The following is a 25,062-nucleotide window of genomic DNA, read 5'->3' as shown; positions in this document are numbered from 1 at the left end:
TCGTCACTGACGAACCCACGGTGCAGACTGTTCGCGAGGCAGAGCATGAAATGGTTCAGGAAGCTTTTCTGGGTCGGCGCGGGGCTCGCCGCGGGAGGTGCGCTTGCCTTTTTCGCGATAGACGAATTGAAGACTTCGCGGCTGCAATCGGCCCTGTGGCGCGACCTCGGCAACGGTGCCAGCTTCAGCGTCGACGCCGGTGCCAGCGATGCCATCCGCTTTCCCCACACCGGGCCTTACGACGAGCGGCTGGGCTATCACGATCTTCCCGACTTCATCCAGCGCCTGGACTCCCAGGGCTACGCCATCACCCGCCAGGCCCGCCTGTCGCCCCGACTGATCGAACTGCAAGAGCGCGGGCTCTTCATGCCGTACCGCGAGAAGAACCAGGCCGGCCTGGCCGTGCGCGACTGCCGCAATGCGGCGCTGCTGCACACGCGCGTGCCCCAGCGCGCATACGAGCGCTTCGAGGACGTGCCGCCGCTGCTGGTGAGCGCCCTGCTGTTCGTCGAAGACCGCCACCTGCTGGACGCGGAGCCGGCGCAGCGCAACCCTGCGATCGATCCGGAACGCTTCGCGAAGGCCGCGCTCGAGCAGGCGCTGCGGGCGGTCAGCCTGGGCCAGACGGCGACGGGCGGCAGCACGCTGGCGACCCAGATCGAGAAGTACCGCCACTCGCCGCAGGGCCGCACCGGGTCGGTCCGCGACAAGCTGCGCCAGATGGCATCGGCCTCGCTGCGTGCCTACCAGGACGGTGAAGACACGCAGGCGCGGCGCCGCCAGATCGTCGTCGACTACCTCGACACGGTGCCGCTGGCCGCACGCCCGGGCATGGGCGAGGTGCATGGCCTGGGCGACGGCCTGTGGGCCTGGTACGGACGTGACTTCGGCGAAGTGAACCGCCTGCTCGCCGACAACGCCGAGGGGACGGTGCCCACCGACGAAGCGCTGCGGCAGCAGGCCGAGGCCTTCAAGCAGGCACTGTCGCTGATGATCGCGCAGCGCCGGCCGTCGCAGCACCTGCTCGGCGACGGCACAGGCCTGGCCCGGCTGACCGACAGCTACCTGCGGCTGATGGCCGAGGCAGGCTTGATTTCGCCCGAACTGCGCGATGCGGCCCTGCCACTGCCCCTGCGGCTGCGGCCCGAACTGCCGCCAACGCCCCGGCCGGACTTCGTGCAGCGCAAGGCCGCGACTGCACTGCGCACCCACATCTCCACGCTGCTCGGCGTACCGCGCGCCTACGACCTGGAGCGGCTGGACCTCGAGGCCGAGACCAGCCTGGACGGCGAAGCGCAGGCGATGGTGGCGCGGGTGCTGGCCGGCCTGCGGACGCCCGCCGCGGCCAAGGCCGCTGGACTGTTCGGCTTCCACCTGCTCGACCCGGGTGCGGACCCGGGCCCGCTGGTCTACAGCTTCACGCTGTTCGAGCGCGGCGCGCAGGAGAACCTGCTGCGCGTTCAGGCCGACAACATCGACCAGCCCTTCGACGTGAACCAGGGCGCGCGGCTGGACCTCGGCTCGACCGCCAAGCTGCGCACCCTGGTGAGCTACCTGGAGCTCGTGGCCGCGCTGCACGCTCGCTGGGCCGACCTATCCCCCGCCCAGCTCTCGGCGCTGGAGAACAACCCGCGCGACCCGCTGGGCGCGTGGGCGCAGCAGTACCTCCTGCGCGCCAAGGATCGCCGCCTCGCGCCGATGCTCGAGGCTGCCATGGAGCGGAAGTACTCGGCCAACCCTGGCGAGGCCTTCTTCACTGGCGGCGGCCTGCACCAGTTCGCGAACTTCGAGCGCTCGAGCGACAGCGAAACGATGACGGTGCGCGAGGGCTTCAAGCATTCGGTCAACCTGGTGTTCATCCGCCTGATGCGCGACCTGGTACGACACCACATGTTCGGCAGCGCGTCGGATGCCGAGCGCCTGCTGAAGGACCCCGCCGACCCGCGCCGGCGCGAGCTGCTCGCGCGCTTTGCCGATCGCGAAGGCTCGGCCTTCCTCATCCGCTTCTATCGCAAGTACCAGCGCCTATCCGCCCCGGAGGCCGAAGCCCTGCTGCTGCAGGGCCTGAGGCCATCGGCGCCGCGCCTGGCGAGCGTGCTGTTCACGATCGAGCCCGAGGCCAGCGACGCGCGGCTCGACGAGCTTCTCGTGCAGCGGCTGGGCCGTGGCGCCGGCTCGCCGCGCGCACTGCGGGCGCTGCGCAGCACCTACGCCGGCTTGTCGCTCGCCGATCGCGGCTACGTCGCGCGCGTGCATCCGCTGGAGCTCTGGCTTGTCGGTTTCCTGCAGCACCACCCCGGCGCCTCGCTGACCCAGGTGCTGGAGGCGAGCGCGAGCGAACGCCAGGAAACCTACGCCTGGCTCTTCAAGACGCGCCACAAGAGCGCGCAGGACAAGCGCCTGCGCGAGCTGATCGAGCTCGACGCCTTCGCGCAGGTTCATCGCTCGTGGCAGCGCCTGGGCTACCCCTTCGCATCGCTGACGCCGTCCTACGCGAGCGCGATCGGCGCGTCAGGCGACCGGCCGGCCGCCCTGGCGGAACTGATGGGCATCCTCATCAACGACGGCGTACGGCTGCCGACGCAACGAATCGACGCACTGCACTTCGGGCGCGACACGCCCTACGAGACACGGCTGGAACCGCGCAACGCGAGCGCAGAACGGCTGCTGCCGACGGAGGTGGTCGCGACGGTACGGCGCGCGCTGGTCGAGGTGGTGAACGACGGCACGGCACGGCGCCTGAAGGGCTCGCTCGTGGACACGCGTGGCCGCGCGATCGAGATCGGTGGCAAGACCGGCACCGGAGACCATCGCTACGAGAAGACCGACCGGAACGGACGGGTGATCTCGGAGCGCAAGATCGATCGATCGGCCACCTTCGTGTTCATGATCGGCGACCGCTACTTCGGCACCATCATGGCGTATGTGCACGAGCCCTATGCCGCTCGCTATCGGTTCACGAGCGCGCTGCCGACCCAGTTGCTGAAGTCGCTGGGGCCGCAGCTGCTGCCCGTGCTCCAGCGCAACGGGTGCGGGGGAGATCGATAAAACCCGATGTAGTCCGCGCTGCCGCTTTCCTCACGGCTTGCCGACGATCGTTTGCCTATGCGCCCTCCTCCTCCTGCAGCAGCCGCCACATCACCTTGCCGCTGCCGCTCTTGGGCAGCGCATCGACGAACTGCACCTTGCGCGGGATCTTGTAGACCGCCATGTTCTCGCGGCACCAGTCGATGATCTCCTGCTCGGTGGTGTCCTTGTGCGTGGCGCGCAGCACCACCACGGCCTTGACCGACTCGCCGCGGTAGGCGTCCTTGGTCGAGATGACGCAGGCCTCCTGGATCGCCGGGTGGCGGAACATCAGCAGCTCGACCTCGGCCGGCCACACCTTGAAGCCGCTCGCATTGATCATGCGTTTCAGGCGGTCGGTGATGAAGAAGTAGCCGTCCTCGTCCATGCGGCCCATGTCGCCCGAGCGGAAGAAGCGCTTGCCCTCGAACTCGACGAAGGCGGCGGCCGTGGCGTCGGGGCGCTTCCAGTAGCCCTGGAACACCTCGGGGCCGTGAATGATGATCTCGCCCGATTCGCCGATGGGCATTTCGGCCAGCGTGTCGGGGTCGACCACGCGCGCGTCGGTGCTCATGAACGGGATGCCCAGGCACTGCTGCTTGGGATGGTCCGACGGGTTGGTGTGCGACGGCGCGGCGGTCTCGGTGAGGCCGTAGCCCTCCTGGTACTTCAGGCCGTACTGCTCGAGCAGGCGCTGCGCCACGGCCTGCGGCATGGCCGCGCCGCCGCCGCCGATGTAGGTCATGCTCGACAGGTCGTAGCTCGCGAAGTTGGGGCTGGCCATGAGGTCGATGACCATGGTCGGGATGTTGGTCCAGGCCGTGACCTTCCAGCGCGAGATGAGCCGGCCGGCCACGTCGCGGTCCCAGCGCGGCATGATGATCAGCGTGGCCGCCGCCAGGATCGCCGTGTGCATCATGCTCACCACGCCCGTGATGTGGAACATGGGCACCACGGCCAGCACCACCGTCTCGGATGTCGACCCGCCCCACAGCTGCCCGGCCACCGCGTTGTGCATCAGGCTCGAATGGTGGTGCACGCAGCCCTTGGGCAGGCCGGTGGTGCCGCTGGTGTAGGGCAGCAGCGCCATGTCGTTGGCGCCCACCACATGCTCGGGCGGCGGGTGGTTGGCTTCGAGCGCATCCGTCCACACAATGGTCTTGCCGCCGTCCAGCGCGGGCAGCGGGTGGCGGGTGGTGAGCCAGTCTTTCCAGGCGGGTGCCGGAGCGTCGTCGCCCGATGCATCGGCGTCGAAGGCATCGGTGAACTGGGTCACGACCATGTGGTCGAGCCGCTGCTCCACGGGCAGCGCATTGCTGGCCTTGGCCAGCTCGCCCGCCAGGTCGCCGGTGATGATGGCCACCTTGGCGTCGGAGTCGGTGATGTAGTGCTTGAGCTCCTCGGCCCGGTTCATCGGGTTGACCGGCACCACGACGGCATTGGCGCGCAGGATCGCGAAATGCGCGATCACCAGTTGCGGGCAGTTCTGCATGTCGAGGATCACGCGGTCGCCGCGCTTCACGCCCAGCGCATGCAGCGCGCCCGCCAGGCGCTCGGCCTGGGCGGCGAAGTCGCGGTAGGTGGTCACGCGGCCGAAGAACACGAGCGCGGGCTTGTCGGGGTAGCGTGCGGCCGAGGTGGCCAGGTTGTGCCAGAGCGAGGTGGCGGGGACGGTGATCGAGTGAGGGAGGCGTTTGGGCCAGAACTTGTAATGCGGGCGTTGTTGCATGGTGAGTACAGGCGGGGGAAAGGAAAAAGCGACAGCTCGCCAGACTAAGCCGCCACGGCCGCCGCTCCCATGGGGGAAGCCCCCCGGAGCGTCGCCTAGGTGACGCCCATTCTTCTGACGCCGCTCCCCCTTCGAGCCTCCGCACGCGCCGTACGACTACAGACAGCCGCCGGTTTCTGGGCGAACCTGCCGTTCCCTCCACACACCACCCAAGCGAAGGAACCGACATGCCAGCAGACAAGCACGCAAGCGTCCACTGGGAAGGCGCCGGCAAGACCGGCAAGGGCCAGGTCAGCACCGAGACCGGCGCCTTGAAAGACTACCCCTACGGCTTCGCGAGCCGCTTCGAGGACGACAAGCGCGGCACCAACCCCGAGGAGATCGTAGGTGCGGCGCATGCCGCCTGCCTCACGATGGCCTTCGCCTTCGCGCTCGAACGCGAAGGCCTGACCGCCACACGCATCGACACCAAGGCCGCCGTGCGGCTGGCCAAGGACGGCGACGGATTCAAGATCGACCGCATCCAGCTCGAGCTCGACGCGGCCGTGCCGAACCTCGAGGAAGCCAAGTTCCAGCAGATCGCGGCCGCCGCCAAGGCAGGCTGCCCGCTGTCGAAGGCGCTGGCGAGCGTGCCCGAGATCACGCTGAAGGCCACGCTGGCCGGCTGAGCGCGCTGCCTATCATCGTCTCCTCACAAGAAGGAGACGGATCATGAACAACAAGACTGCCCGGACCGCGCTCGCGGTCCTTTCCCTTGCCGTCGGCACCACGGCGATGGCCGCCTACCCCGACAAGCCGATCAAGGTCGTCATCGGCTTCCCGGCCGGCGGCCCGCTCGACCAGCATGCGCGCCTGCTCACCGACAAGCTGCAGGCCGTGCTCGGCCAGCCGCTGATCGTCGACTACAAGCCCGGCGCGGGCGGATCGGTGGGCGCCGACGCGGTCGCCAAGAGCCCGGCCGACGGCTACACGCTCATGCTGGCCAACACCGGCGTGGCCGTGATCAACGGCGCGCTTTACAGCAAGCTGCCCTACAACACGCAGCGCGACTTCGTTCCCATCGCGCGCACCGCCATGCAACCCCTGGCGCTGCTGGTCACGCCGAAGCTGCCGGTGCAGAACCTCAGGCAGTTCGTCGACTACGCCAAGGCGCGGCCCGGCCAGGTCAATTACGGCTCGGCCGGCAACGGCGGCATCAGCCACCTCGTGCCCGAGATGTTCAAGACCGCGACGGGCATCTTCATGGTGCACATCCCGTACCGCGGCAGCGCGCCCGCCTTTACCGACCTGATGGGCGGGCAGGTGCAGTTCATGGCCGAGTCGATCCCGCAGGCGGCCAACTACCACAAGCAGGGCAAGGTGCGCGCGCTGGCCGTGACCAGCCGCGAGCGCAACCCCGCCCTGCCCGACGTGCCGACCGTGATCGAGTCGGGCTTCAAGGGCTTCGAGGTGGTGGGCTTCTATGGCTTCTTCGCGCCGAAGGACACGCCGAAGGACGTGGTCGCCAGGCTCGGCGAAGCGTTCAGGCAGGTGCTGACCAGCCCCGAGGTGCGCGAGCGCATGGTGAGCCAGGGCGCCGACCCGGCCTTCCTGGGCAGCGAGGACTTCGCGCGCTTCCTGGCCGCCGAGACGCCGCGCTGGGAGAAGGCGGTGAAGGCCTCCGGCGCGCGAATGGATTGAACCGGAGCCCGCCGATCGCGTTCAGCTCGGCGTGGCCGCGTGCCGCTCCAGCTGCGCGCGGCTGAGCAGCTCGATGCCGCGGTAGCGCACGCGCAGCGTGCCATCTTCCTCCCACAGCTTCAGCTGCCGGTTCACGCTCTGGCGCGACACGCCGAGCATGAACGACAGGTCTTCCTGCGACACGCCGAGCAGCGTGCCGCCGCCCTCGCCCGGGCTCGATGCGCGCGCGTCCAGCGTCAGCAGCCGGTGCGCGAGCCTCACCGACAGCGGCATCAGGATCACGTCGTCGATCCACTCCAGCGCCTGGCGCAGTCGCAGGCACACCAGCCGGGTGAAGGCCATGTGCACGTCGGGATGCGCGGCCACCAGCCGATGGAAGTCGGCCGCCGCGACCACGGCCATCTCGGTCGTGTCGACCGCGCAGGTGTCGTAGACGCGCTCGCGCCCGACCAGCAGCGACACCTCGCCGAACCAGTGCCCGGGTTCGAGCATGGCGATCACCGCCTCGCGCCCGCCCGTCGCGACCACGCTCACGCGCAGTGAACCGCTGACCACGCCAAACAGCGCATCGGGCCGCGAACCCTTGTGGAACAGCGACTCGCCGCGCGCCAGCGTGCGCCGGTGCGCCACCGCGAGCAGCCGCTGCTGCACGTCGTCGGCCAGTCGCATGTCGCCGTTGTGCGCCGGTGTCGACGGCGCATCCGGCTTGCTGCTGGAAGAGGGGGGCGTGCGTGGCATCGCGGGTTTGTCCGGAGCGGCGATTGCCAACACCGGACAGTCTTGTTTCAAGGGCGTGCCGATAGTACGCAGCGAGCCCGGGCCGGCGCATTCGCAGCAACCCGATGTCACCTGTCGTCCCTGTCACATGGAGCACACCCCGATGAACACACAACGCACCGAACTTCAAGCCCGCCGCGAGCGCCTCGTGCTCGATCACTTCGCCGACGAAACCCGGCAGGACTTCGACGCCGTGCTCGGCACCTTCCCGCACCCGCACTACGAGCTGATCCCAAGCGGCGAGGTGCACGACGGCATCGCCGACGTGCGCCAGTACTACACCGACACGCGCCGCGCCTTTCCCGATCAGCGCCACGAGATCATCCAGCTGCGGCACGCCGACGATTCGGTGGTCGTCGAGTTCTGGCTGCTGGGCACGCATCGCGGCCCGCTCAAGGGCCTGCCCCCGACGGGCAACAGCTTTCGCTGCCGCATGAATGCCTTCTTCATCTTCGAAGGCGACCGGCTGGTGTGCGAGCGGGTGTACTTCGACACGCTGACGATGCTGCGGCAACTGCTGGCCGGCGTACCCGCGGAGCATGTGGCCGCGCTGATGGGCGCACTGCTGGGCCAGCCCGCAGCCGCACGCCCGCAAGAAGCGGCAGCCGCATGACTGCGCTGCGCAACGATGCGCTCGCGGGCCGCCACGCCGTCGTGACGGGCGGCGCGCGCGGCATCGGCCTGGCGATTGCGCGTCGCTACCTCGCGGCCGGCGCCAGCGTCGCGCTGTGGGACCTCGATGCGTCCGTGATGGCAAATGCGCTGCAAACGCTCGCACCACTCAGCACCGCGGTCTCGGCGGTCGTCGATGTGCGCGACGAGGAGCAGATTGCCCGCGCGGCTTCGCAGTCGCAGGAACGCTTCGGCGGCATCGACATCCTCGTCAACAACGCGGGCGTGCTCGGCCCGACCGTGCCGGCCTGGGAGCACACGCCCGCACAGTGGCGCAACGTGCTCGACATCAACCTGACGGGCGCGTGGCTGTGCTGCCGGGCGGTGGCGCCGGTGATGCTCGCGCAGCGGCGCGGGCGCATCGTCAACATCGCATCAGTTGCCGGCAAGGAGGGCAATGGCTTCAACGCCGCATATTCGGCGTCGAAGGCGGGGCTCATCGCGCTGACCAAGTCGCTGGGCAAGGAGCTGGCTTCTTCGGGCGTGCTGGTGAACTGCATCACGCCGTCTGCGGCCGACACCGAGGTGTTCGCTGCCGTGCCTGCGGAGCACCGCGAACAGCTGCGGACTGCGCTGCTGTCGCGCGTGCCGATGGGGCGCTTTGTCGAGGTCGATGAAGTCGCTGCCATGGCTGCGTGGCTTGCATCGGATGAATGTTCGTTCAGCACTGGCGCGGTGTTCGACATCTCGGGCGGGCGGTCTATGTATTGAAGGGGGCATTCAGGGCGTGTGCACAGGCCACCGGGTACTCCCCTCCGCGAATGTCCCCCGGCCTGCGGCCTCCTCCTTTATTTCGCTGCGGGGAGCACCCGATGCCCTGTGCACAAAGGCGCGCGGCTGGTTCGCGACTGATCAACCAGTGCTCTGAACGATCACGTCGATGGTGGGTCCCTTTTCGCGAAATAAAGGAGGAGGCCGCAGGCCGGGGGACATTCGCGAAAAGGGACCCACCGTCGGCGGGATCGCGCCCTGAACAACAAACGCAACGAATCGAAAAGCAAGCATTCATTCCAGGAGACGACCATGACCCGAGACCCCGAACCCACCGGCTTCGCACAACTGACGGAGTTCGACGGCGCACGCAACGCCGCCATGCCACAGGATCGCCTGCGCGCCATCCGCCATGGGGCCGAAGGCCTGTGCGAGCGGCTGCTCGACGCGCCACCGGTGCGCTTTGCGCGTAGCTTCAACCTGCTGCGCATTCCTTACCCCGCATGGTTCGCCTTTACCGGCGTGTACTCGCAGCAGCTGCTCAAGCCGCACATGGTCCACCTGCTGGCGCGCACCGTGCTGATCCAGTACGACGACTTCGAGGGCCGCCTGCGCACGCTGCTGTTCACGCCGGCCGACTTCGAGGCCGGCAACGAAACGCCCTACTTCAAGCGCCTGAGCGAGCAGACGCCGAAGTTCCTGCACAAGGCCATCGCGCCGGTCTACCAGACCGTGCCGCAGGCGCTGGCGAGCTGCGGCATCGCGCCGGAGCAAGTCGACTACATCACCTACGACCACCTGCACACGCAGGACGTGCGCCGCTGGCTCGGCAACGCCGGCACGCCGGGCCTGCTGCCCAACGCAAGGCTGCTGGTGCACCGCCAGGAGCTCGCGAACGTGCAGGGCCTGCTGCCGATACAGGCCGAGTGGTACTGCCCGCGCGGCCTCGACGGCGTGCCGGCCGAACGCATCGTCGCCTTCGACGGCAGCATCCAGCTGGGCCGCGGTCTCGCTCTGGTGCACACGCCGGGCCACACCGAGGGCAACCATTCGCTGGTCTACCGCACCGGCGACGGCCTGCGCGTGAGCAGCGAGAACGGCGTGGCGGCCGACAGCTGGGCGCCTTTGCAGTCGCGGCACAACGGCATCCGCCGCTATGCGCAGGCCACGGGCGCGGAGGTGATCCTCAACGGCAACACGCAGGAGGGCAGCAACGACCAGTACCTCTCGATGGTGCTGGAGAAGACCCTCGCCGGCACCTCGTCCTCGCACGGGTTCAGCAACGTGGTGCCGTCGGCCGAATGCTCGCCGCACTGGCTGTTCCCGGGTGCGCCGGCCAGCCACCTGTGGGGCGAGACGAGCTTCGGCACGCCCACGGTCGCCTGAAGCATCTCGGGCAGGAACAACAGAAGGAGACACACGATGAACACCGCCACCCTCGACGCAGCGGATGCGCGCACCCCGGCAGCAGATGCCGCCGCACACGACGACGCCGCGCTCTTCCGCAGGATCACCTGGCGCCTGATGCCGCTGCTGTGCGCCTGCTACGTGCTGAACTACCTCGACCGCACCAACGTGGGCTACGCGCAGCTGCAGATGAAGGACCAGCTCGGCTTCGGCGACGCGGTGTTCGGCCTGGGCGCGGGCATCTTCTTCATCGGCTATGCAGTGTTCGAGATTCCGAGCAACCTGATGCTCGCGAAGATCGGCGTGCGCGCGACGCTGTTGCGCATCATGGGCCTGTGGGGGCTGGCGTCGGCGGCGATGATGTTCGCGACCACGCCCACGCAGTTCTATGTGCTGCGCTTTTTCATCGGCGTGTTCGAGGCCGGCTTCGCGCCGGGGGTGCTGTTCTACCTGACGCTGTGGTTCCCCTCGCACCGCCGCGCGCAGGCCACCGCGCTGTTCTTCATGGCCTTCGGCGCTGCGCCCATCGTGGCGGGGCCTATTGCCGGGCTCACGATGACGTATCTCGACGGAGTGCTATCGCTGCGCGGCTGGCAGTGGCTGTTCCTGCTCGAAGGAATTCCGAGCGTGCTGCTCGGCGTGGCGGCTTTCCGCTGGTTGTCGAACAGCCCGTCGCAGGCGGCCTGGCTGTCGCCGGCGCAGAAGCAGCGCGTGGCGCGCCTGCTGGCCGAAGACCAGGCCGCCCATGGCGCCACCGGGCGCCACACCTTCGGCGCGGCGATGCGCGACGCCCGCGTGTGGCTGATCGGCTTCATGTCGTTCCTGATCATCCTCGGCATCTATGCGCTGTCGTTCTGGCAGCCCACGATCCTGAAGTCGATGGGGCTCAGCGTGCTGCAGATCGGCTTCTATTCGGTCATTCCGGCGGTGGCAGGCATCGCGGCCAACATCGTCGTCGGGCGGCATTCAGACCGGCGCAAGGAGCGCCGCTGGCATTTCGCGCTGAGCGCGGTGGTGGGCGCGGCCGGGCTGGCGCTGACCACGCTGTTCATGCACAACGCCTTTGCCGCCGTGCTGTGCCTGGCACTGGCGGCCATGGGCATTTCCGCCGCGTTCACCGTGCTCTGGTCGGTGCCCGGCAATTTCATGTCGAAGAGCGCCGCGGCCGCGGGCATCGCGCTCATCAGCACCATCGGCGGCAGCGCGGGGCTGGTGGCGCCGATGATGGTCGGCGCGCTCAAGACGCTGACGGGCGGGTTCACCGCCAGCCTGTATGTGCTGAGCGGGGCGCTGGTGCTGTCGGCATTGCTCATGCTTGTGGCACTCCCGGCCAGCGCACTGGGCCGCACCAGGCACTGAGCAACGCCCCCGCCCAAGGCCCCAGGGTGGGGCCATGTCCCATTTCGGTGCACATATCTTGCATACCAGTTGGCACAGAAGCTGCTGGTATGCAGGTCATGGCCACCTCCGCATCCCAAATCAGTGCACGCATCATCGAAGCGGTGATGGCGCAGAAGCTCGCGCCGGGTTCGCGCCTGGGCGAGCAGCAGCTTGCGATGCTGTTCGACTGCAGCCGCACCATCGTGCGAGAGGCGCTCACGCGGCTGGCGGCGCGCGGCATCGTCACGGTGAGCGCACGGCGCGGCTGGTTCGTCATCGAGCCCTCGCAGGACGAGGCGCGCGAGGCCTTCGAGGCCCGGCGCGTCATCGAACTGGGGCTGATCCGCAGCGCGGGCAGCGCCGGCAAGATCGACAAGACCGCACTGCGCGAGCTGAAAGCGCACCTTCAGCGTGAAAAAGCCGCACTGAAAGAGAGCGACGTCGGCAACCGCAGCTTTCTGCTGGGCGACTTCCATGTGTGCCTGGCCGAATGCCTGGGCAACACGCTGCTGGCCGACACGCTGCGCGACTACACCGCGCGCACCACGCTGATCGCCATGCTCTACCAGTCCACGCACGACGCGGTGCAGTCGTGCGAAGACCACGTGCAGATCGTCGCGGCGCTGGAGCGCGGCGACCCCGCCGCCGCCGAGGCGCTGATGGCCGCGCACATCGGCACGGTGCAGTCGGCGCTGCGCGTGCAGGCGCCCGCCGATCCGCTCGCGCAGCTGCGCGATGCGCTGGCGCCGCTGCAGAACACGAACACCGCTGCCGCAGCAGCGCCCAAGGGCAAGCGCCGCAAGGCGACCGCATCCCCTGCTTCCGATTCTTCGACTTACCTAGGAGCCTTGCTATGACCTTCTCTTCTCCGTCCAAACGCCGCTTCGCGCTCGCACTGGCTTCGCTCGCCATGATGGCCGTCACGGGCGCCGCCCAGGCCCAGAACGCACTCGACAACGTGCTCAAGGCCAAGACCATCAAGATCGCCGTGCCGACCGACTACCCGCCCTACGGCTCGGTCGACAGGAACATGAAGCCCCAGGGCCTGGACATCGAGATGGCCGAGCTGATCGCCGCCAAGCTGGGCGTGAAGGTCGAGCTGGTGCCCGTGACCAGCGCCAACCGCATTCCGTACCTGCAGACCCGCAAGGCCGACCTCGTGATCTCCACGCTCGGCAAGAACGCCGAGCGCGAGAAGGTGATCGACTTCACCTCGGCCTACGCGCCCTTCTTCCAGGCCGTGTATGCGGCCAAGAGCATGAAGCTCACGAGCTTCGCCGACATGGCCGGCAAGACCGTCGCCGTGACGCGCGGCGCGATGGAAGACCAGGAACTGAACAAGGTAGCGCCGCCGAACGTCGACTACCGCCGCTTCGAGGACAACAACGCGACGATCGCGGCCTTCGTGGCCGGCCAGACGCAAACCATCGCGACCAGCGCGGCGGTCGCCGGCGACATGCTCGCCAAGAATCCGAAGGTGAGCGCCGAGTTCAAGCTGCTGCTGAAAGACAGCCCCTGCTTCGTCGGCGTCGCCAAGGGCGAAACCGCATTGAAGGCCAAGGTCAACGAGATCATTGCCGCCGCCAAGAAGGACGGCACGCTGGACGCCATGTCGAAGAAGTGGCTCGGCAAGGCCGCCGGCGACCTGCCGGTGTAATTGGCTCTCCCCCATGCTTCGCGCACCTCGTGTCGCTGCGCACACCCCCTCGCCGGGGCAACGCCTGCGGCCCGGCAAAGCCGGTTCCGCGGCGTTTCACGAACAGACTGACTTATGAACATCGAGTTTGATTTCGGCGCGGTGCTCTCCGAGTGGCCGCTGCTGCTTCGCGGCGTGGCGTGGACCATCGGCCTCACCGCCATCGGCACCGTGCTGGGCATGATCGTGGGCACCTTCTGCGCGTGGGCGCGTGCCAACGGCCCCGCATGGCTGCGCGCCATCGTGGGCACCTACGTGGAGCTGATCCGCAACACGCCCTTCATCGTGCAGCTGTTCTTCATCTTCTTCGGGCTGCCTGCGGCGGGCGTCAAGCTCACGCCGGAGACGGCGTCGATCATCGCGATGGTGATGAACCTCGGGGCCTACTCCACCGAGATCATCCGCGCCGGCATCGAGGCCACGCCCAAGGGGCAGATCGAAGCGGCCGTGAGCCTGGCACTCAGCAAGGCGCAGGTGTTCCTTCGGGTGGTGCTGCCGCCGGCACTCAAGAAGGTGTGGCCCGCCATGGTGAGCCAGATCATCATCGTGATGCTGGGCTCGGCCGTGTGCGGGCAGATCTCCACCGAGGAGCTGAGCTATGCGGCCAACCTCATCCAGAGCCGCAACTTCCGCGCCTTCGAGGCCTTCATCGTCGCCACGCTGATCTACCTGACCCTGGCGGTCGCGCTGCGGCGGCTGCTCAACTGGGCTGGGCCGAAATTCTTCTTCGGCCGCTGAACGCGGGAAAGCCACAAACACCATGGTCGATTTTTCCCTCTGGGACATCCTGCGCAACCTGCTGATGGCGCTGCGCTGGACTGTCGTGCTGTCGCTCATCGCCTTCATCGGCGGCGGGCTGGTCGGCGCCTTGCTGCTGTTCCTGCGCCTGCGTGGCGGCAGCGCCATGAACCGCGCCGTCGGCCTCTATGTGCAGCTGTTCCAGGGCACGCCGCTGCTGATGCAGCTGTTCCTCGCCTACTTCGGCATCGCGCTGTTCGGCGTCGACGTGTCGGCGTGGACCGCGGCCAGCGTGGCGCTCACGCTCTACACCAGCGCCTTTCTCACCGAGATCTGGCGCGGCTGCGTGGCCTCGATCCCCAAGGGCCAGTGGGAGGCCTCGGGCAGCCTGGCCCTGAGCTTCGCCGAGCAGATGCGCCATGTGATCCTGCCGCAGGCCGTGAAGATCGCGGTCGCGCCGACGGTGGGCTTCCTGGTGCAGGTGATCAAGGGCACGGCGCTCGCCTCGGTGATCGGCTTCGTCGAGCTCACCAAGGCCGGCAGCATGATTTCGAACGCCACCTTCAAGCCCTTCGTGGTGTTCAGCTGCGTGGCCCTGCTTTATTTCGTGCTGTGCTTCCCCGTGAGCCTGTACGCCAAGAACCTCGAGAGGAAGACCCATGGCCGCCGTGCTTGAACCGCAACAACAGCAACCCGCCACCTCGGTGGGCGCCCCCATCGTTCGCATCACCGCGCTGCGCAAGTCCTACGGCACCAACGAAGTGCTGAAGGGCATCGACCTCGACGTGAAGCGCGGCGAGGTGATCGCCATCATCGGCAAGAGCGGCTCGGGCAAGAGCACGCTGCTGCGCTGCATCAACGGGCTCGAGGTGTTCCAGGAAGGTTCGCTCACCGTCGACGGCAAGCCGCTGCTGCACGAAAGCACCATGGCCATGCGCGAACTGCGCCAGCGCGTGGGCATGATCTTCCAGAGCTTCAACCTGTTTCCGCACCTCACGGTCGGCAAGAACGTGATGCTCGCGCCCACGCTGGTGAAGAAGCGCGGCGGCATGGAGGCGGCCTCGCAGGCGCGCAAGCTGCTCGACCGCGTGGGGCTGGCCGAGAAGTTCGACGCCATGCCCGACCAGCTTTCGGGCGGCCAGCAGCAGCGCGTGGCCATCGCGCGCGCACTGGCAATGGAACCGGCCGTGTTGCTGTGCGACGAGATCACCTCGGCGCTCGACCCCGAACTGGTGGGCGAGGTGCTGCGCGTGGTGGAATCGCTGGCCGACGAGGGCATGACGCTGCTGATGGTGACGCACGAAATGAGCTTCGCGCGCAAGGTCAGCGACCGCGTGATCTTCATGCACCAGGGCCGCGTGCACGAGATGGGGCCGCCGGCGGAGCTGTTCGGCAATCCGCAGACGGCGGAGCTGAAGCAGTTCCTGTCGTCGCTGCACGATTGAGCCGCGGCCGTGGGCGGCTGCTATCCTTCGCCCATGGCCTGCCTGCGTACCGCGTCCATTATTCGACCCATCCGGAAGACGGTGGGTTAGCGCGCGGCACTTTGAACGACACATCAGGTACTCGCCATGCAACCCGCCCCACGAGGCGGGTTTTTCGTTTCCTGGGGCATTTTTCTTCCACCCTTCAGGAGATCGAAATGACACCACTCCCCCGCCCCGGGCTGCACATGGTCTGCGGCAAGATCGGCGCCGGCAAGTCCACGCTCACGCGGCAGCTCGCCGCCGCGCCGGGCACGGTGCTGATCAGCGAAGACGCGTGGCTCGCTGCTCTGTACCCCGACGAGATCCGCGAGCTGCCCGACTACGTGCGTTGCGCCGGCCGACTGAAGCAGGCCATGGCGGGCCACGTGGCCGACCTGCTCTCAGCCGGCATGTCGGTCGTGCTCGACTTTCCCGCCAACACGGTGGCCAGCCGCCAGTGGATGCGCGGCATCTTCGAGGCGGCCGGCGCGGCGCACAGGCTGCACTTTCTCGACGTGCCCGACGCAGTCTGCAAGGAGCGCCTGCGCGCGCGCAACGCGAGTGGCACGCATCCCTTCGAGACGACGGACGCGCAGTTCGACCAGATCAGCAGCCACTTCGCCGCGCCTTCGCCGCAGGAAGGCTTCGACGTCCTCAGGCATGCCTGAGGCCGGCGCCGCTATGCTCTGGCCCCGATGCAGATCGAACAAGCCAAGCCCTCCGAGGCCGCCACCGTAGCGGCCGTACTGAACGAAGCCGCCCGGTGGATCGCCGCCGAAGGCCGTCCGCTGTGGTCGGCCGCCGACGTCGCCTTCGAGCGCATCCAGCGCGACACCGATGCCGGCAGCTACTTCATCGCACGCGATGGCGGCGGTGCGGCCGGCGTGATGCGGCTCGACCTGGAAGACCCCGGTTTCTGGCCCGAGATGGAAGCCGGCACCTCGCTCTACGTGCACAAGCTCGCCGTGAGCCGAGCCTGGGCGGGACGCGGCGTTTCCGTGCGGCTGCTGGAGTTCGCACGCGAACGCGCCGTGCAGCTCGGCCGCCCGCACCTGCGGCTGGACTGCGTGGCCGACCGCGCGCCGCTGCGCTCGCTGTACGAGCGCTTCGGGTTTTCGCTGCACAGCGTGATCCGCAAGGGCGAAAGAGGCGAGCGCTCCTTCGCGCGTTACGAGATGCAGCCGGGAGCCGCCGGCGTCCCGCCGGACGCCGGGAAACTTCAGCCCTGTGGCAAGCTCGGAACCGTATGAACCACCGCAACCTGCCCCCCACCTCCCGCCGCCGGGTGCTGCGCGCGTTGCTGGGCGCCGCAGCCCTGCAGGCGCCCTTCGCGGCGCTGGCCGGCTTCAATTTCTTCACGAGCGAATACACCGCCACCCGCGACGAGCTGCAGGTGCAGATCGCCAAGCGTTTTCCGGTGGCTGAGCGCTATGCCGAGATCTTCATGGTCGGGCTGCGCGATCCGCAGCTGGGTTTGGACGAACGCAACAATCGCGCAGCCATCACGGCCACGCTGACCATCGCGAGCCCGCTGCTGGCGGCGTCGCCGGTGCAGGGCGTGGTGTCGGTCAGCAGCGCACTGAAGTACGACGCAGCCGCGCGCGCGCTGCGGCTCGACCAGCCCAAGGCCGAGCGCATCGAACTGCAGGGTATCGAAGGCCGCGATGCCGAGCGGCTGCAAAAGATCGGCGCGCTGGTCGCACAAGAGCTTCTGCAGGGCCAGGTGCTGCGCAGCTTCACGGCCAACGAACTGACGGTCGGGCGCAAGACCTACGAGATCGGCGACATCACTGTGCAAGACGACGGCATCAAAGTGCAGCTCAAATGAAATACGCCCTCCTCGCCTCCGCCCTGCTCGTCGCCGGCTGCGCCGCCATCGCACCCACGGCCAAGCAGCACTTCGACCTCGAAGCCCACCGCGGCGGACGCGGGCTGGCACCCGAGAACACGCTGGCCGCGTTCTCCAACGCCATCGACCTGGGCGTGACCACGCTCGAACTCGACATCGGGCTCACGGTCGATGGCGTGGTCGTGATCTCGCACGACACCTCGCTCAACCCCGACCACACGCGCGACGCCAGCGGCGCCTGGCTGCCACCGAACAGCGGCGCGTCGATCCGCTCGCTCACGCTGGCGCAGCTGCAGACCTACGACGTGGGCCGCCTCAATCCGGCGAGCAACTACGGCAAGCAGTTCGCGCTGCAGCAGCCGCGCGACGGCGAGCGCATCCCGACGCTGGCCGCGCTGTTCGCGCAGGTGCAGGCGCGCGGCGCCGACGCGGCGACGGTGCGCTTCAACATCGAGACCAAGATCGACCCGACCAAGCCGGAGGAAACCGCCGCGCCCGAGCCGATGGTGCGTGCGCTGCTCGCCGAGATCGACAAGGCGAAGATGACCGACCGCGTGACGATCCAGAGCTTCGACTGGCGCACGCTGGCGCTGGTCGGCCGGCTCGCGCCGCAGTTGCCGCGCGCCTACCTCACGACGGCCCGCACGCTGAAGGACAGCCGCTGGACGGCCGGCCACGACGCGGCGGGTTTCGCGTCGGTGCCGCAGATGGTCAGGGCCGCTTCGGCCAATGCACCCGGGCCGGTGATCTGGTCGCCGGCCTTCGCCGACCTCACGCCCACCGTCATCAAGGAAGCGCAGAAGCTCGGCTTGAAGGTGCTGCCCTGGACGGTGAACCAGCGCGCCGACATGCAGCGGCTGATGGACTGGGGCGCGGACGGGATCATCACCGACTACCCGGACATCCTGCGCGACCTGATGCGAGAGCGCGGGCTGTCGCTGCCGCCGCCCGGGAAGACCACGCCATGAGCGCCGCATCGCAGCTCGACGCCATCGCCGCGCGCATCGCGGCGCTGCGCACCGACTCCGGCGGCTCCGTCACCACGCTGTCGAACGAAGCACGCAACAGCACCGAATTGCTCGGCGCCCTGCCCCCGCGCTATGGCGAGGTGCTGCTGAGCCTGCTCGACCGGCTGGAGTCGAGCGCGCTCTTCAGCGAGGAAAGCTGCTCCTTCAGCCAGAAGGACCTGCTCGACAACCTGCAGGTGTGGCTGGACAAGGCCCGCGGCCAGCTGGTGTCTTAGGGCACGGGTTTATCATCCCGCCCCATGCGCACCCTGCTGCTCGCCCTCATGATCGTCCTGCTGCCCATCCGCGGCTGGCTGGGCGACGCGATGGCGGTCGAGATGGTGCGGCATTCGCTGACGGCTGCGACAGCAGCCGTCTCGATGGCCAGCACGGCCACCGAGGCCCATTGCCATGAGGCGATGGAGGCCGGCAACGGCATGGACATGTCCGGCCATGACAGCCACGACGACAGCGGCGCCGACCACGGGGGCTGTGGCACCTGCACCGCCTGCCAGGTCTGCCACACCGTGGCGCTCGGCGGCATGCCCCTCGTGGACATCGTGCATAGCGCGCCCCAGGCGCCGCCAGCGGCACACGCGGCCCGCTTCGCCAGTGCAGAGCCCGTTGCGGGCCTGAAGCCGCCCATTTCCTGATCTCCCTGCCCGTAGTCCGTCCGCGGTGAGCCCGTTCCGGCTCGCGGCGTCCGTCGTATTGCTCATGGAGATCGAGCGTGAACCCCTTTGTTGGCCGGCAGCCTGCCGGCATCCATCGCTATCGCAAGCGCAGCGGCCTGCGTCCGCCCGGCGCCCGCAGGCCCCGGCTTTCATTCCTCAGGACCGGCGCCGTGCTGGCCGCAGCGCTGGCATTGGCCGGCTGCGCCAGCCTCGCGCCTGACGGCGGCAGCGCCGACGTGCAGGCGCTGGTCGACGGCAACCCGCTGATGGCAGGCGCCACGGCCCAGCGCGCACCGGATGAGGCCTCGCGCAAGCGCATCGGCGAGCTGCTCGCCGGGCCGCTCGACGCCGAGGCCGCCGTGCGCATCGCGCTGGCCAGCAGCCCGCGCGTGCAGGACGCCTTCGCCACCCTGCAGCTCAGCGATGCCGACCGCGTGCAGGCGCAGAGCCTGCCGAACCCGGTGTTCGCCTTCGGCCGCCTGACCGAGGGCAGCGAGCGCGAGATCGACCGGCTGCTGAGCTTCAACGTGGTGGGCCTGCTCACTCTGCCATGGCAGGCGCGCTGGGCCGGCCAGCGGCACGAGTCGGCCAAGCTGCAGGCCGCGCAGAGCGTGCTGGTGCTGGCCGCCGACACGCGCCGCGCCTGGGTGCGCGCGGTGGCCGCGCAGCAGAGCGTGGTCTACCTGCGCGACGCGAGGGAGGCCACCGAAGCCGGTGCCGAACTCGCGCACCGCATGGCCCAGGTCGGCAACTGGAGCGCGCTGCAGCGCACGCGCGAGCAACTGCTGCTGGCCGATGCATCCGCGCAGCTCGCCCGTGCCGAACAGGCGGCCGTCGCCTCGCGCGAACAGCTCACCCGGCTGCTCGGACTGAGCGGCGACCGCGCCGCCAGGTACACCCTGCCCGACCGCCTCCCGCCGCTGCCCAAGGCAGCGCCCGAACTCGGCGACGTGCAGGCGCTCGCGTTGCGCGACCGGCTCGACGTGCGCTCGGCCCAGGCGCAGAACACGGCCATGGCCGGCTCGCTCGGTCTCACGCGCGCCACGAGCGTGATCAACGCGATGGAGCTCGGCGTTGCGCACAACAGCAAGTTCGACAACGGCGCCGACCGCTCGCACAGAACGCAGCGCGGCTTCGAGCTGGAGCTGCCGATTCCGATCTTCGACTGGGGCCAGGCACGCAGCGGACGCGCCGAGGCGCTGTACATGCAATCGGCCGCCCGCGTGCGCAACGTGGGCGTGCTGGCCGCGAGCGAGGCGCGCGAGGCATGGCAGGGCTGGAACACCGCCTACGCCCTCGCCCGCCGCTACCGCGACGAGGTGCTGCCGCTGCGCAAGAAGGTCAACGAGGAGATGGTGCTGCGCTACAACGGCATGCTCGCGAGCGTGTGGGAGCTGCTCGGCGAGACGCGCGCCAGCATGCTCGCGGTGAACGCGGGCATCGAGGCGCAGCGCGATTTTTGGCTGGCGGACACCGATCTGCAGCTGGTACTCACGGGGAGTTCGCCCGGTGGCATGACGGCGCTGCAGACCGCTGCGGCCGGTGACGCCCCCGCCACGGGAGGCCACTGACATGAACCGCCGCAACTTCTTCGCAGGCGCGGCCACCGCCGTCGCCGCAACCACCGTAAGCCGTGTGGCCATGGCCGCGCTGCCCGAACCGGTGTCGCAGGGCTCCACCGCCACCGCGCCGCCGCTCGTGCCGCCGAACGGCCGCTCCTACAACCCCGTCGTCACGCTCAACGGCTGGACGCTGCCCTGGCGCATGAACGCCGGTGTCAAGGAATTCCACCTCGTCGCCGAACCCGTCGTGCGCGAGATGGCGCCCGGCTTCAAGGTCAACATGTGGGGCTACAACGGCCAGTCGCCCGGCCCGACCATCGAGGTGGTCGAAGGCGACCGCGTGCGCATCTTCGTGACCAACCGGCTGCCCGAGCACACCACGGTGCACTGGCACGGCCAGCGCCTGCCCAACGGCATGGACGGCGTGGGCGGCATCACGCAGCCGCACATTCCGCCGGGCAAGACCTTCGTCTACGAGTTCACCGCACGCCGCCCCGGCACCTTCATGTACCACCCGCATGCCGACGAGATGGTGCAGATGGCGATGGGGATGATGGGCTTCTGGGTCACGCACCCGAAGGCCGAGCATCCGCTGATCGAGAAGGTCGACCGCGACTTCTGCTTCCTGCTCGGCAGCTTCGACGTGGAGCCCGGCAGCGCCACGCCCAAGGTCAACACCATGACCGACTTCAACATCTGGAGCTTCAACAGCCGCGTGTTCCCCGCCATCGACACGCTCAACGTGCGAAAGGGCGACCGCGTGCGCATCCGCGTGGGCAACCTCACGATGACCAATCACCCGATCCACATTCACGGCCACGAGTTCGAGGTGACCGGCACCGACGGCGGCCCCGTGCCGCGCACCGCGCGCTGGCCCGAGGTGTCGGTGGACGTGGCGGTGGGCCAGATGCGGCAGATGGAATTCATCGCCGACGAGGAAGGCGACTGGTCGCTGCACTGCCACAAGGCGCACCACACCATGGGACCGATGGGGCACGACGTGCCGACCATGATCGGCGTGGACCACAAGGGCGTGGCCGAGAAGATCCGCAAGCTCGTGCCCGACTACATGGTGATGGGCGACAAGGGCATGGCCGACATGGGCGAGATGGAAATGCCCATTCCCGACAACACGGTGCCGATGATGACCGGCACCGGCCCCTTCGGCTCGGCCGAGATGGGCGGCATGTTCACGCTGCTGAAGGTGCGGCGCGACCAGAAGCCCGGCGACTACCGCGACCCGGGGTGGTTCAGGCACCCGCCCGGCACGGTCGCGCGCGAAGTGCCGGACGCGAACCTGCCGCCGGCCATGCGCAAGTCGCCCGCGCCCCCGAAGGACGGCAGCCCCGATGCAACCGTGCGCAAGCCTTCCGGGCACGGCGCGCACAACCACTGATCCCTTTCATTTTTTCTGGAGCTCGCACCATGAACAAGACATTCAAGTCCATCGCCGCAGGCCTCGCGCTCGCAGCAGTCGCCACAGCCTCGCTGGCTCACGAAGGCCACAGCGCCCACCCGAAAAGCGCCGCCGCGCTCGCCCCCGAGCAGAAGGCCTGGGGCATCGCGGGCAAAGCTAGCGCCGTGAAGCGCACCATCGACATCGCAATGGCCGACGACATGACCTTCACGCCCTCGGTCATCGAAGTGCGCGAAGGCGACACCATCCGACTGCGCCTGAAGAACCGCGGCAAGGAACTGCACGAACTCGTGCTCGGCACCATCGCCGAGATCGAGGCGCACGCGGCCATGATGAAGAAATTCCCGGACATGGAGCACGACGATCCATGGATGGTGCACGTGCCCGCCGGCAAGACCGGCGACATGGTCTGGACCTTCAACCGCGCGGGCGACTTCGACTTTGCCTGCCTCGTGAAGGACCACTACGAACTCGGCATGGCCGGCCGCATCCGCGTGCAGGGCCGTCGCTGAATCGACCAGCAACCAACGAAAGCAGATCATCATGAAGAAACTGTTCACCGCACTCTCCGCCGCCCTGCTCGCCGCAGCTGCCTTCGCGCAGACCGCCTTGCCATCCGTTGAAGGCGAGGTCCGCAAGATCGACACCGACGCAAAGAAGATCACGCTGAAGCACGGCGACATTCCCAACCTCGAAATGACCGGCATGACGATGGTCTTTCGCGTGAGCGACCCTGCGTTGCTCACCAAGGTGAAGCCGGGCGACAAGGTGAAGTTCACGGCCGACAAGGTCGATGGCGCGCTCACGGTGCTGTCGATCGCACCGGCGAACTGACGCTCGGCATGTCGGCCGGCCCTATGGCTTGAAGCGGCCCGGATCGAACGGGCCAAGCGGTATCTCCGCCGCAACGCCCGCGAGCAGTTGAGCCGCCAGACGCCCCGTGCGCGCCGAGCCGCACAGGCCCACATGGCCATGCCCGAAGGCCAGGACGATGTCGGCGCTGGCCGCGGCCGGGCCGATGCAGGGCAGTCCGTCGGGCAGGCTCGGGCGATGGCCGAGCCAGTGCTTCGTCGGCGATGCACCCGCTGCGAGCGCGGGAAACATCGATTGCAGATGCCGGTGCAGGATCTCGGCGCGGCGCCAGTCGGGCGCCGCTTCGAGGCCGGCAATCTCGACCTGCCCCGCCGCGCGCAGGCCGCCGTCCATCCAGTGGGCGATGAGCTTGCCGTCGGCCACCATCGTCGGCGTGCGCGGGCCGGCCGCGGCGTCTTCGACGACTACGTGGTAGCCGCGCTCGGACTCCAGCGGCACCGCGGAGCCGGCCGCTGCCGCGAGCGGGCCCGAGCGCGCACCGGCGCAGATGGCGGCGCCGTCGCAGGCGATGTCGCCGGCCTCGGTGCGCACTGCGCGCAGCCGCCCGCCCTCGATGAGAAAGCCCGTCGCGCGGGCGGTGATGCGTTCGGCGCCCGCATCGAGCGCATGCCGCGCCAATGCAGCCACGTAGGCGCCCGGATTGCGGCAATGGCCGGCTTCGGGCACGAAGATACCGAGCGTGTAGCGCGCGTCCAGATCGGGCTCGCGGCGGCGCAGTTCGTCTTCGCTCCACTCGTTCCACTGGATGCCCGCACGCCGGCGCACGCGCCAGCCCAGCGCGTCGCCATCGAACTCCGCGCGCGAGCGATAGGCATGCAGCAGCCCGCGCCGCTCGATGAGCTGCGGCACGCCGGCCTCGGCCGCGAGTTGCGCGTGCAGCGCGGGCGCATCGACCAGCAGCGTGCGCAGCGCGTCGGCCGTGCGCTGCACGCGCGCCTCGGTCCAGCCCGAAGCCAGGTAGCGCAGCAACCACGGCAAGGCGCACGGCAGGTAGCGCCAGCGCAAGGCGAGCGGACCCAGCGGGTCGGCCAGCCAGCCCGGCACCTTGCGCCAGGCGCCCGGCAACGCGGGCGGCACCACGGAGTGCGATGACAGCCAGCCGGCATTGCCGTAGCTCGTGGCCTGCGGGCCGCCCGGTTCGCCGGGCTCCAGCACCGTCACGCGCAGGCCCGCGCACAGCGCCTCGATGGCGGTGGCGCTGCCCACCGCGCCCGCGCCGATCACCACCACATGGCGGCGTCCGACGCCGGGAGAGAAACTTCTTGCAACCGTCATGGCAAGGATCGTAGAGGGTGCGGTCCCATAATCGGCCGCCATGCCAGCCTCAGTTTCCGCTCCCTCCCAATCCGCCGGTTCCATCACCGACGTCGCCGGCATCGAAGTCGGCCATTTCTCCGACACCCGCCGCCCCACCGGCTGCACCGTGGTCATGGCGCGCGACGGCGCGGTGGCCGGCGTGGACGTGCGCGGCGCTGCTCCCGGCACGCGCGAGACCGACCTGCTTTCGCCCGGCAACCTCGTGCAGCAGGTGCACGCGGTGATGCTCGCGGGCGGCAGCGCCTGGGGCCTCGCGGCCGCCGACGGCGCCATGCGATGGATGGAGGAACGCAACATCGGCATGGACGTGCGCTTCGGCACCCTGCCCATCGTGCCGGCCGCCGTGCTGTTCGACCTGCCCATGGGCGACGCGCGCATCCGCCCCGATGCCGCCGCCGGCTACGCGGCCTGCGAAGCCGCGAGCACCGCGGCGCCCGCCGAAGGCAACGTGGGCGCGGGCACCGGCGCACTGGTGGGCAAGCTCTTCGGCGTGAACCGTGCGATGAAGGGTGGCGTCGGCACCGCGTCAGTCACGGTCGGCGGCGTCACGGTCGGCGCGCTGATCGCGGTCAACTCGCTGGGCGACGTGATCGACCACAACACCGGCCAGCCCGTGGCCGGCGCACGCACCGAAGACGGCAAGGCGCTGCTCGACACGCGCCGCGCGCTGCTGCGTGGCGACAGCCCCAAGCCGCTGCTGGCAGGCACCAACACCACCATCGGCGTGATCGCCACCGACGCGGTGCTGACCAAGGTGCAGGCCAATCGGCTCGCCATGGTCGCGCACGACGGGCTGGCGCGCGCCATCAACCCGGTGCACACCATGAGCGACGGCGACACGCTGTTCGCGCTGGCCACCGGCCGCGTGCCGCTCAAAGGCAGTGCGCCGGGCATGACGGTGCTCAGCACCATGGCGGCCGAGGCCGTCGCGATCGCCACGCTGCGCGCGGTGCACGCAGCGCGGTCCGTGACGGTAGGCGAGCTGCACATTCCCTGCGCGGCCGATCTCGCCACGCCGCGCAGCTGAACACGGAAGAGACA

The 25,062-nt window shown here is 68.9% G+C and carries 26 protein-coding genes; 23 read left to right on the top strand and 3 right to left on the bottom strand.

Features of this window, described 5'->3' with window-relative positions:
* Positions 1-45: 45 nt before the first annotated feature.
* The gene (locus tag ASD05_RS03385; protein ID WP_056587578.1) at positions 46-3,048 is read left to right on the top strand and encodes a transglycosylase domain-containing protein; all 3,003 of its coding nucleotides are present in this window, start codon (positions 46-48) and stop codon (positions 3,046-3,048) included.
* Positions 3,049-3,103: 55 nt separating this feature from the next.
* Here the strand turns inward: ASD05_RS03385 and ASD05_RS03380 are convergent, their stop codons facing one another.
* Positions 3,104-4,795: a long-chain fatty acid--CoA ligase gene (locus ASD05_RS03380; protein ID WP_056587575.1), complete on the bottom strand. Its 1,692-nt coding sequence runs from the start codon at positions 4,793-4,795 to the stop codon at positions 3,104-3,106.
* A 227-nt stretch (positions 4,796-5,022) separates the two neighbouring features.
* On the opposite strand from ASD05_RS03380, the gene ASD05_RS03375 reads away from it, so the two are divergent.
* Both ASD05_RS03375 and ASD05_RS03370 read left to right on the top strand, forming a co-directional pair.
* Positions 5,023-5,463 (top strand): OsmC family protein, encoded by a 441-nt coding sequence (locus ASD05_RS03375; protein ID WP_056587572.1) that lies wholly within the window; start codon positions 5,023-5,025, stop codon positions 5,461-5,463.
* 43 nt (positions 5,464-5,506) lie between these two features.
* Entirely contained in the window at positions 5,507-6,475 is a 969-nt protein-coding gene (locus ASD05_RS03370; RefSeq protein ID WP_056587571.1) for a Bug family tripartite tricarboxylate transporter substrate binding protein, read from the top strand.
* A 21-nt stretch (positions 6,476-6,496) separates the two neighbouring features.
* Here the strand turns inward: ASD05_RS03370 and ASD05_RS03365 are convergent, their stop codons facing one another.
* Positions 6,497-7,213 (bottom strand): Crp/Fnr family transcriptional regulator, encoded by a 717-nt coding sequence (locus ASD05_RS03365; protein ID WP_056587566.1) that lies wholly within the window; start codon positions 7,211-7,213, stop codon positions 6,497-6,499.
* 142 nt (positions 7,214-7,355) lie between these two features.
* Here ASD05_RS03365 and ASD05_RS03360 point away from each other — a divergent pair, with 142 nt between their 5' ends.
* The 19 genes from ASD05_RS03360 (at position 7,356) to ASD05_RS03270 (ending at position 22,665) form a co-directional block, all read left to right on the top strand.
* The gene (locus tag ASD05_RS03360) at positions 7,356-7,865 is read left to right on the top strand and encodes an ester cyclase (RefSeq protein ID WP_007833966.1); all 510 of its coding nucleotides are present in this window, start codon (positions 7,356-7,358) and stop codon (positions 7,863-7,865) included.
* Positions 7,862-8,635, top strand: a complete 774-nt coding sequence (locus tag ASD05_RS03355; RefSeq protein ID WP_056587563.1) for an SDR family NAD(P)-dependent oxidoreductase — start codon at positions 7,862-7,864, stop codon at positions 8,633-8,635. Before ASD05_RS03360 ends, ASD05_RS03355 begins: the two co-directional genes overlap by 4 nt.
* Positions 8,636-8,947: 312 nt before the next feature.
* A complete protein-coding gene (locus tag ASD05_RS03350; protein ID WP_056587560.1) occupies positions 8,948-10,021 on the top strand; it encodes a hypothetical protein in 1,074 nt (357 codons plus the stop codon).
* Between the two features lie 36 nt (positions 10,022-10,057).
* Entirely contained in the window at positions 10,058-11,401 is a 1,344-nt protein-coding gene (locus ASD05_RS03345) for an MFS transporter (protein WP_056587555.1), read from the top strand.
* A gap of 98 nt (positions 11,402-11,499) precedes the next feature.
* The gene (locus tag ASD05_RS03340) at positions 11,500-12,279 is read left to right on the top strand and encodes a GntR family transcriptional regulator (RefSeq protein ID WP_056587826.1); all 780 of its coding nucleotides are present in this window, start codon (positions 11,500-11,502) and stop codon (positions 12,277-12,279) included.
* Entirely contained in the window at positions 12,276-13,079 is an 804-nt protein-coding gene (locus ASD05_RS03335) for a transporter substrate-binding domain-containing protein (protein WP_056587553.1), read from the top strand. The genes ASD05_RS03340 and ASD05_RS03335 overlap by 4 nt, the downstream gene beginning before the upstream one ends.
* 114 nt (positions 13,080-13,193) lie before the next feature.
* On the top strand, positions 13,194-13,856 hold the full coding sequence (locus tag ASD05_RS03330; protein ID WP_056587550.1) for an amino acid ABC transporter permease: 663 nt from the start codon (positions 13,194-13,196) through the stop codon (positions 13,854-13,856).
* 22 nt (positions 13,857-13,878) lie between these two features.
* Entirely contained in the window at positions 13,879-14,532 is a 654-nt protein-coding gene (locus ASD05_RS03325) for an amino acid ABC transporter permease (protein WP_007829575.1), read from the top strand.
* Positions 14,516-15,301: an amino acid ABC transporter ATP-binding protein gene (locus ASD05_RS03320; protein WP_056587546.1), complete on the top strand. Its 786-nt coding sequence runs from the start codon at positions 14,516-14,518 to the stop codon at positions 15,299-15,301. Before ASD05_RS03325 ends, ASD05_RS03320 begins: the two co-directional genes overlap by 17 nt.
* A 197-nt stretch (positions 15,302-15,498) precedes the next feature.
* Positions 15,499-15,990, top strand: coding sequence for an AAA family ATPase (locus tag ASD05_RS03315; protein WP_056587543.1), 492 nt, complete (start codon positions 15,499-15,501; stop codon positions 15,988-15,990).
* Between the two features lie 27 nt (positions 15,991-16,017).
* Positions 16,018-16,572 carry a GNAT family N-acetyltransferase gene (locus tag ASD05_RS03310; RefSeq protein WP_082571941.1) on the top strand — a complete coding sequence of 185 codons (555 nt, stop codon included), beginning with the start codon at positions 16,018-16,020 and terminating at the stop codon, positions 16,570-16,572.
* Positions 16,569-17,150, top strand: coding sequence for a DUF1439 domain-containing protein (locus tag ASD05_RS03305; RefSeq protein ID WP_056587541.1), 582 nt, complete (start codon positions 16,569-16,571; stop codon positions 17,148-17,150). The genes ASD05_RS03310 and ASD05_RS03305 overlap by 4 nt, the downstream gene beginning before the upstream one ends.
* Positions 17,147-18,139, top strand: a complete 993-nt coding sequence (locus tag ASD05_RS03300) for a glycerophosphodiester phosphodiesterase (protein ID WP_056587539.1) — start codon at positions 17,147-17,149, stop codon at positions 18,137-18,139. Before ASD05_RS03305 ends, ASD05_RS03300 begins: the two co-directional genes overlap by 4 nt.
* Positions 18,136-18,414 (top strand): hypothetical protein, encoded by a 279-nt coding sequence (locus tag ASD05_RS03295; protein WP_157609924.1) that lies wholly within the window; start codon positions 18,136-18,138, stop codon positions 18,412-18,414. Before ASD05_RS03300 ends, ASD05_RS03295 begins: the two co-directional genes overlap by 4 nt.
* Before the next feature lie 24 nt (positions 18,415-18,438).
* Positions 18,439-18,831 carry a DUF2946 family protein gene (locus ASD05_RS03290; protein WP_056587536.1) on the top strand — a complete coding sequence of 131 codons (393 nt, stop codon included), beginning with the start codon at positions 18,439-18,441 and terminating at the stop codon, positions 18,829-18,831.
* Positions 18,832-18,908: 77 nt separating this feature from the next.
* Positions 18,909-20,423 (top strand): TolC family protein, encoded by a 1,515-nt coding sequence (locus tag ASD05_RS03285; RefSeq protein WP_056587535.1) that lies wholly within the window; start codon positions 18,909-18,911, stop codon positions 20,421-20,423.
* A gap of 1 nt (position 20,424) precedes the next feature.
* A complete protein-coding gene (locus tag ASD05_RS03280) occupies positions 20,425-21,810 on the top strand; it encodes a multicopper oxidase family protein (RefSeq protein ID WP_056587531.1) in 1,386 nt (461 codons plus the stop codon).
* 29 nt (positions 21,811-21,839) lie between these two features.
* A complete protein-coding gene (locus ASD05_RS03275) occupies positions 21,840-22,343 on the top strand; it encodes a plastocyanin/azurin family copper-binding protein (protein WP_056587525.1) in 504 nt (167 codons plus the stop codon).
* A gap of 31 nt (positions 22,344-22,374) precedes the next feature.
* Positions 22,375-22,665 (top strand): copper-binding protein, encoded by a 291-nt coding sequence (locus ASD05_RS03270; RefSeq protein ID WP_056587522.1) that lies wholly within the window; start codon positions 22,375-22,377, stop codon positions 22,663-22,665.
* Positions 22,666-22,686: 21 nt separating this feature from the next.
* Here ASD05_RS03270 and ASD05_RS03265 read toward each other — a convergent pair whose 3' ends face one another.
* Positions 22,687-23,979, bottom strand: coding sequence for an NAD(P)/FAD-dependent oxidoreductase (locus ASD05_RS03265; RefSeq protein ID WP_056587519.1), 1,293 nt, complete (start codon positions 23,977-23,979; stop codon positions 22,687-22,689).
* A gap of 40 nt (positions 23,980-24,019) precedes the next feature.
* Here ASD05_RS03265 and ASD05_RS03260 point away from each other — a divergent pair, with 40 nt between their 5' ends.
* Positions 24,020-25,048: a P1 family peptidase gene (locus tag ASD05_RS03260; RefSeq protein ID WP_056587516.1), complete on the top strand. Its 1,029-nt coding sequence runs from the start codon at positions 24,020-24,022 to the stop codon at positions 25,046-25,048.
* Positions 25,049-25,062 lie beyond the last annotated feature (14 nt).

Origin of the sequence: Variovorax sp. Root434 (assembly GCF_001426595.1) — a bacterium.
Classification (GTDB): domain Bacteria; phylum Pseudomonadota; class Gammaproteobacteria; order Burkholderiales; family Burkholderiaceae_C; genus Variovorax.
This window is presented reverse-complemented; position numbering and strand designations above follow the sequence as displayed.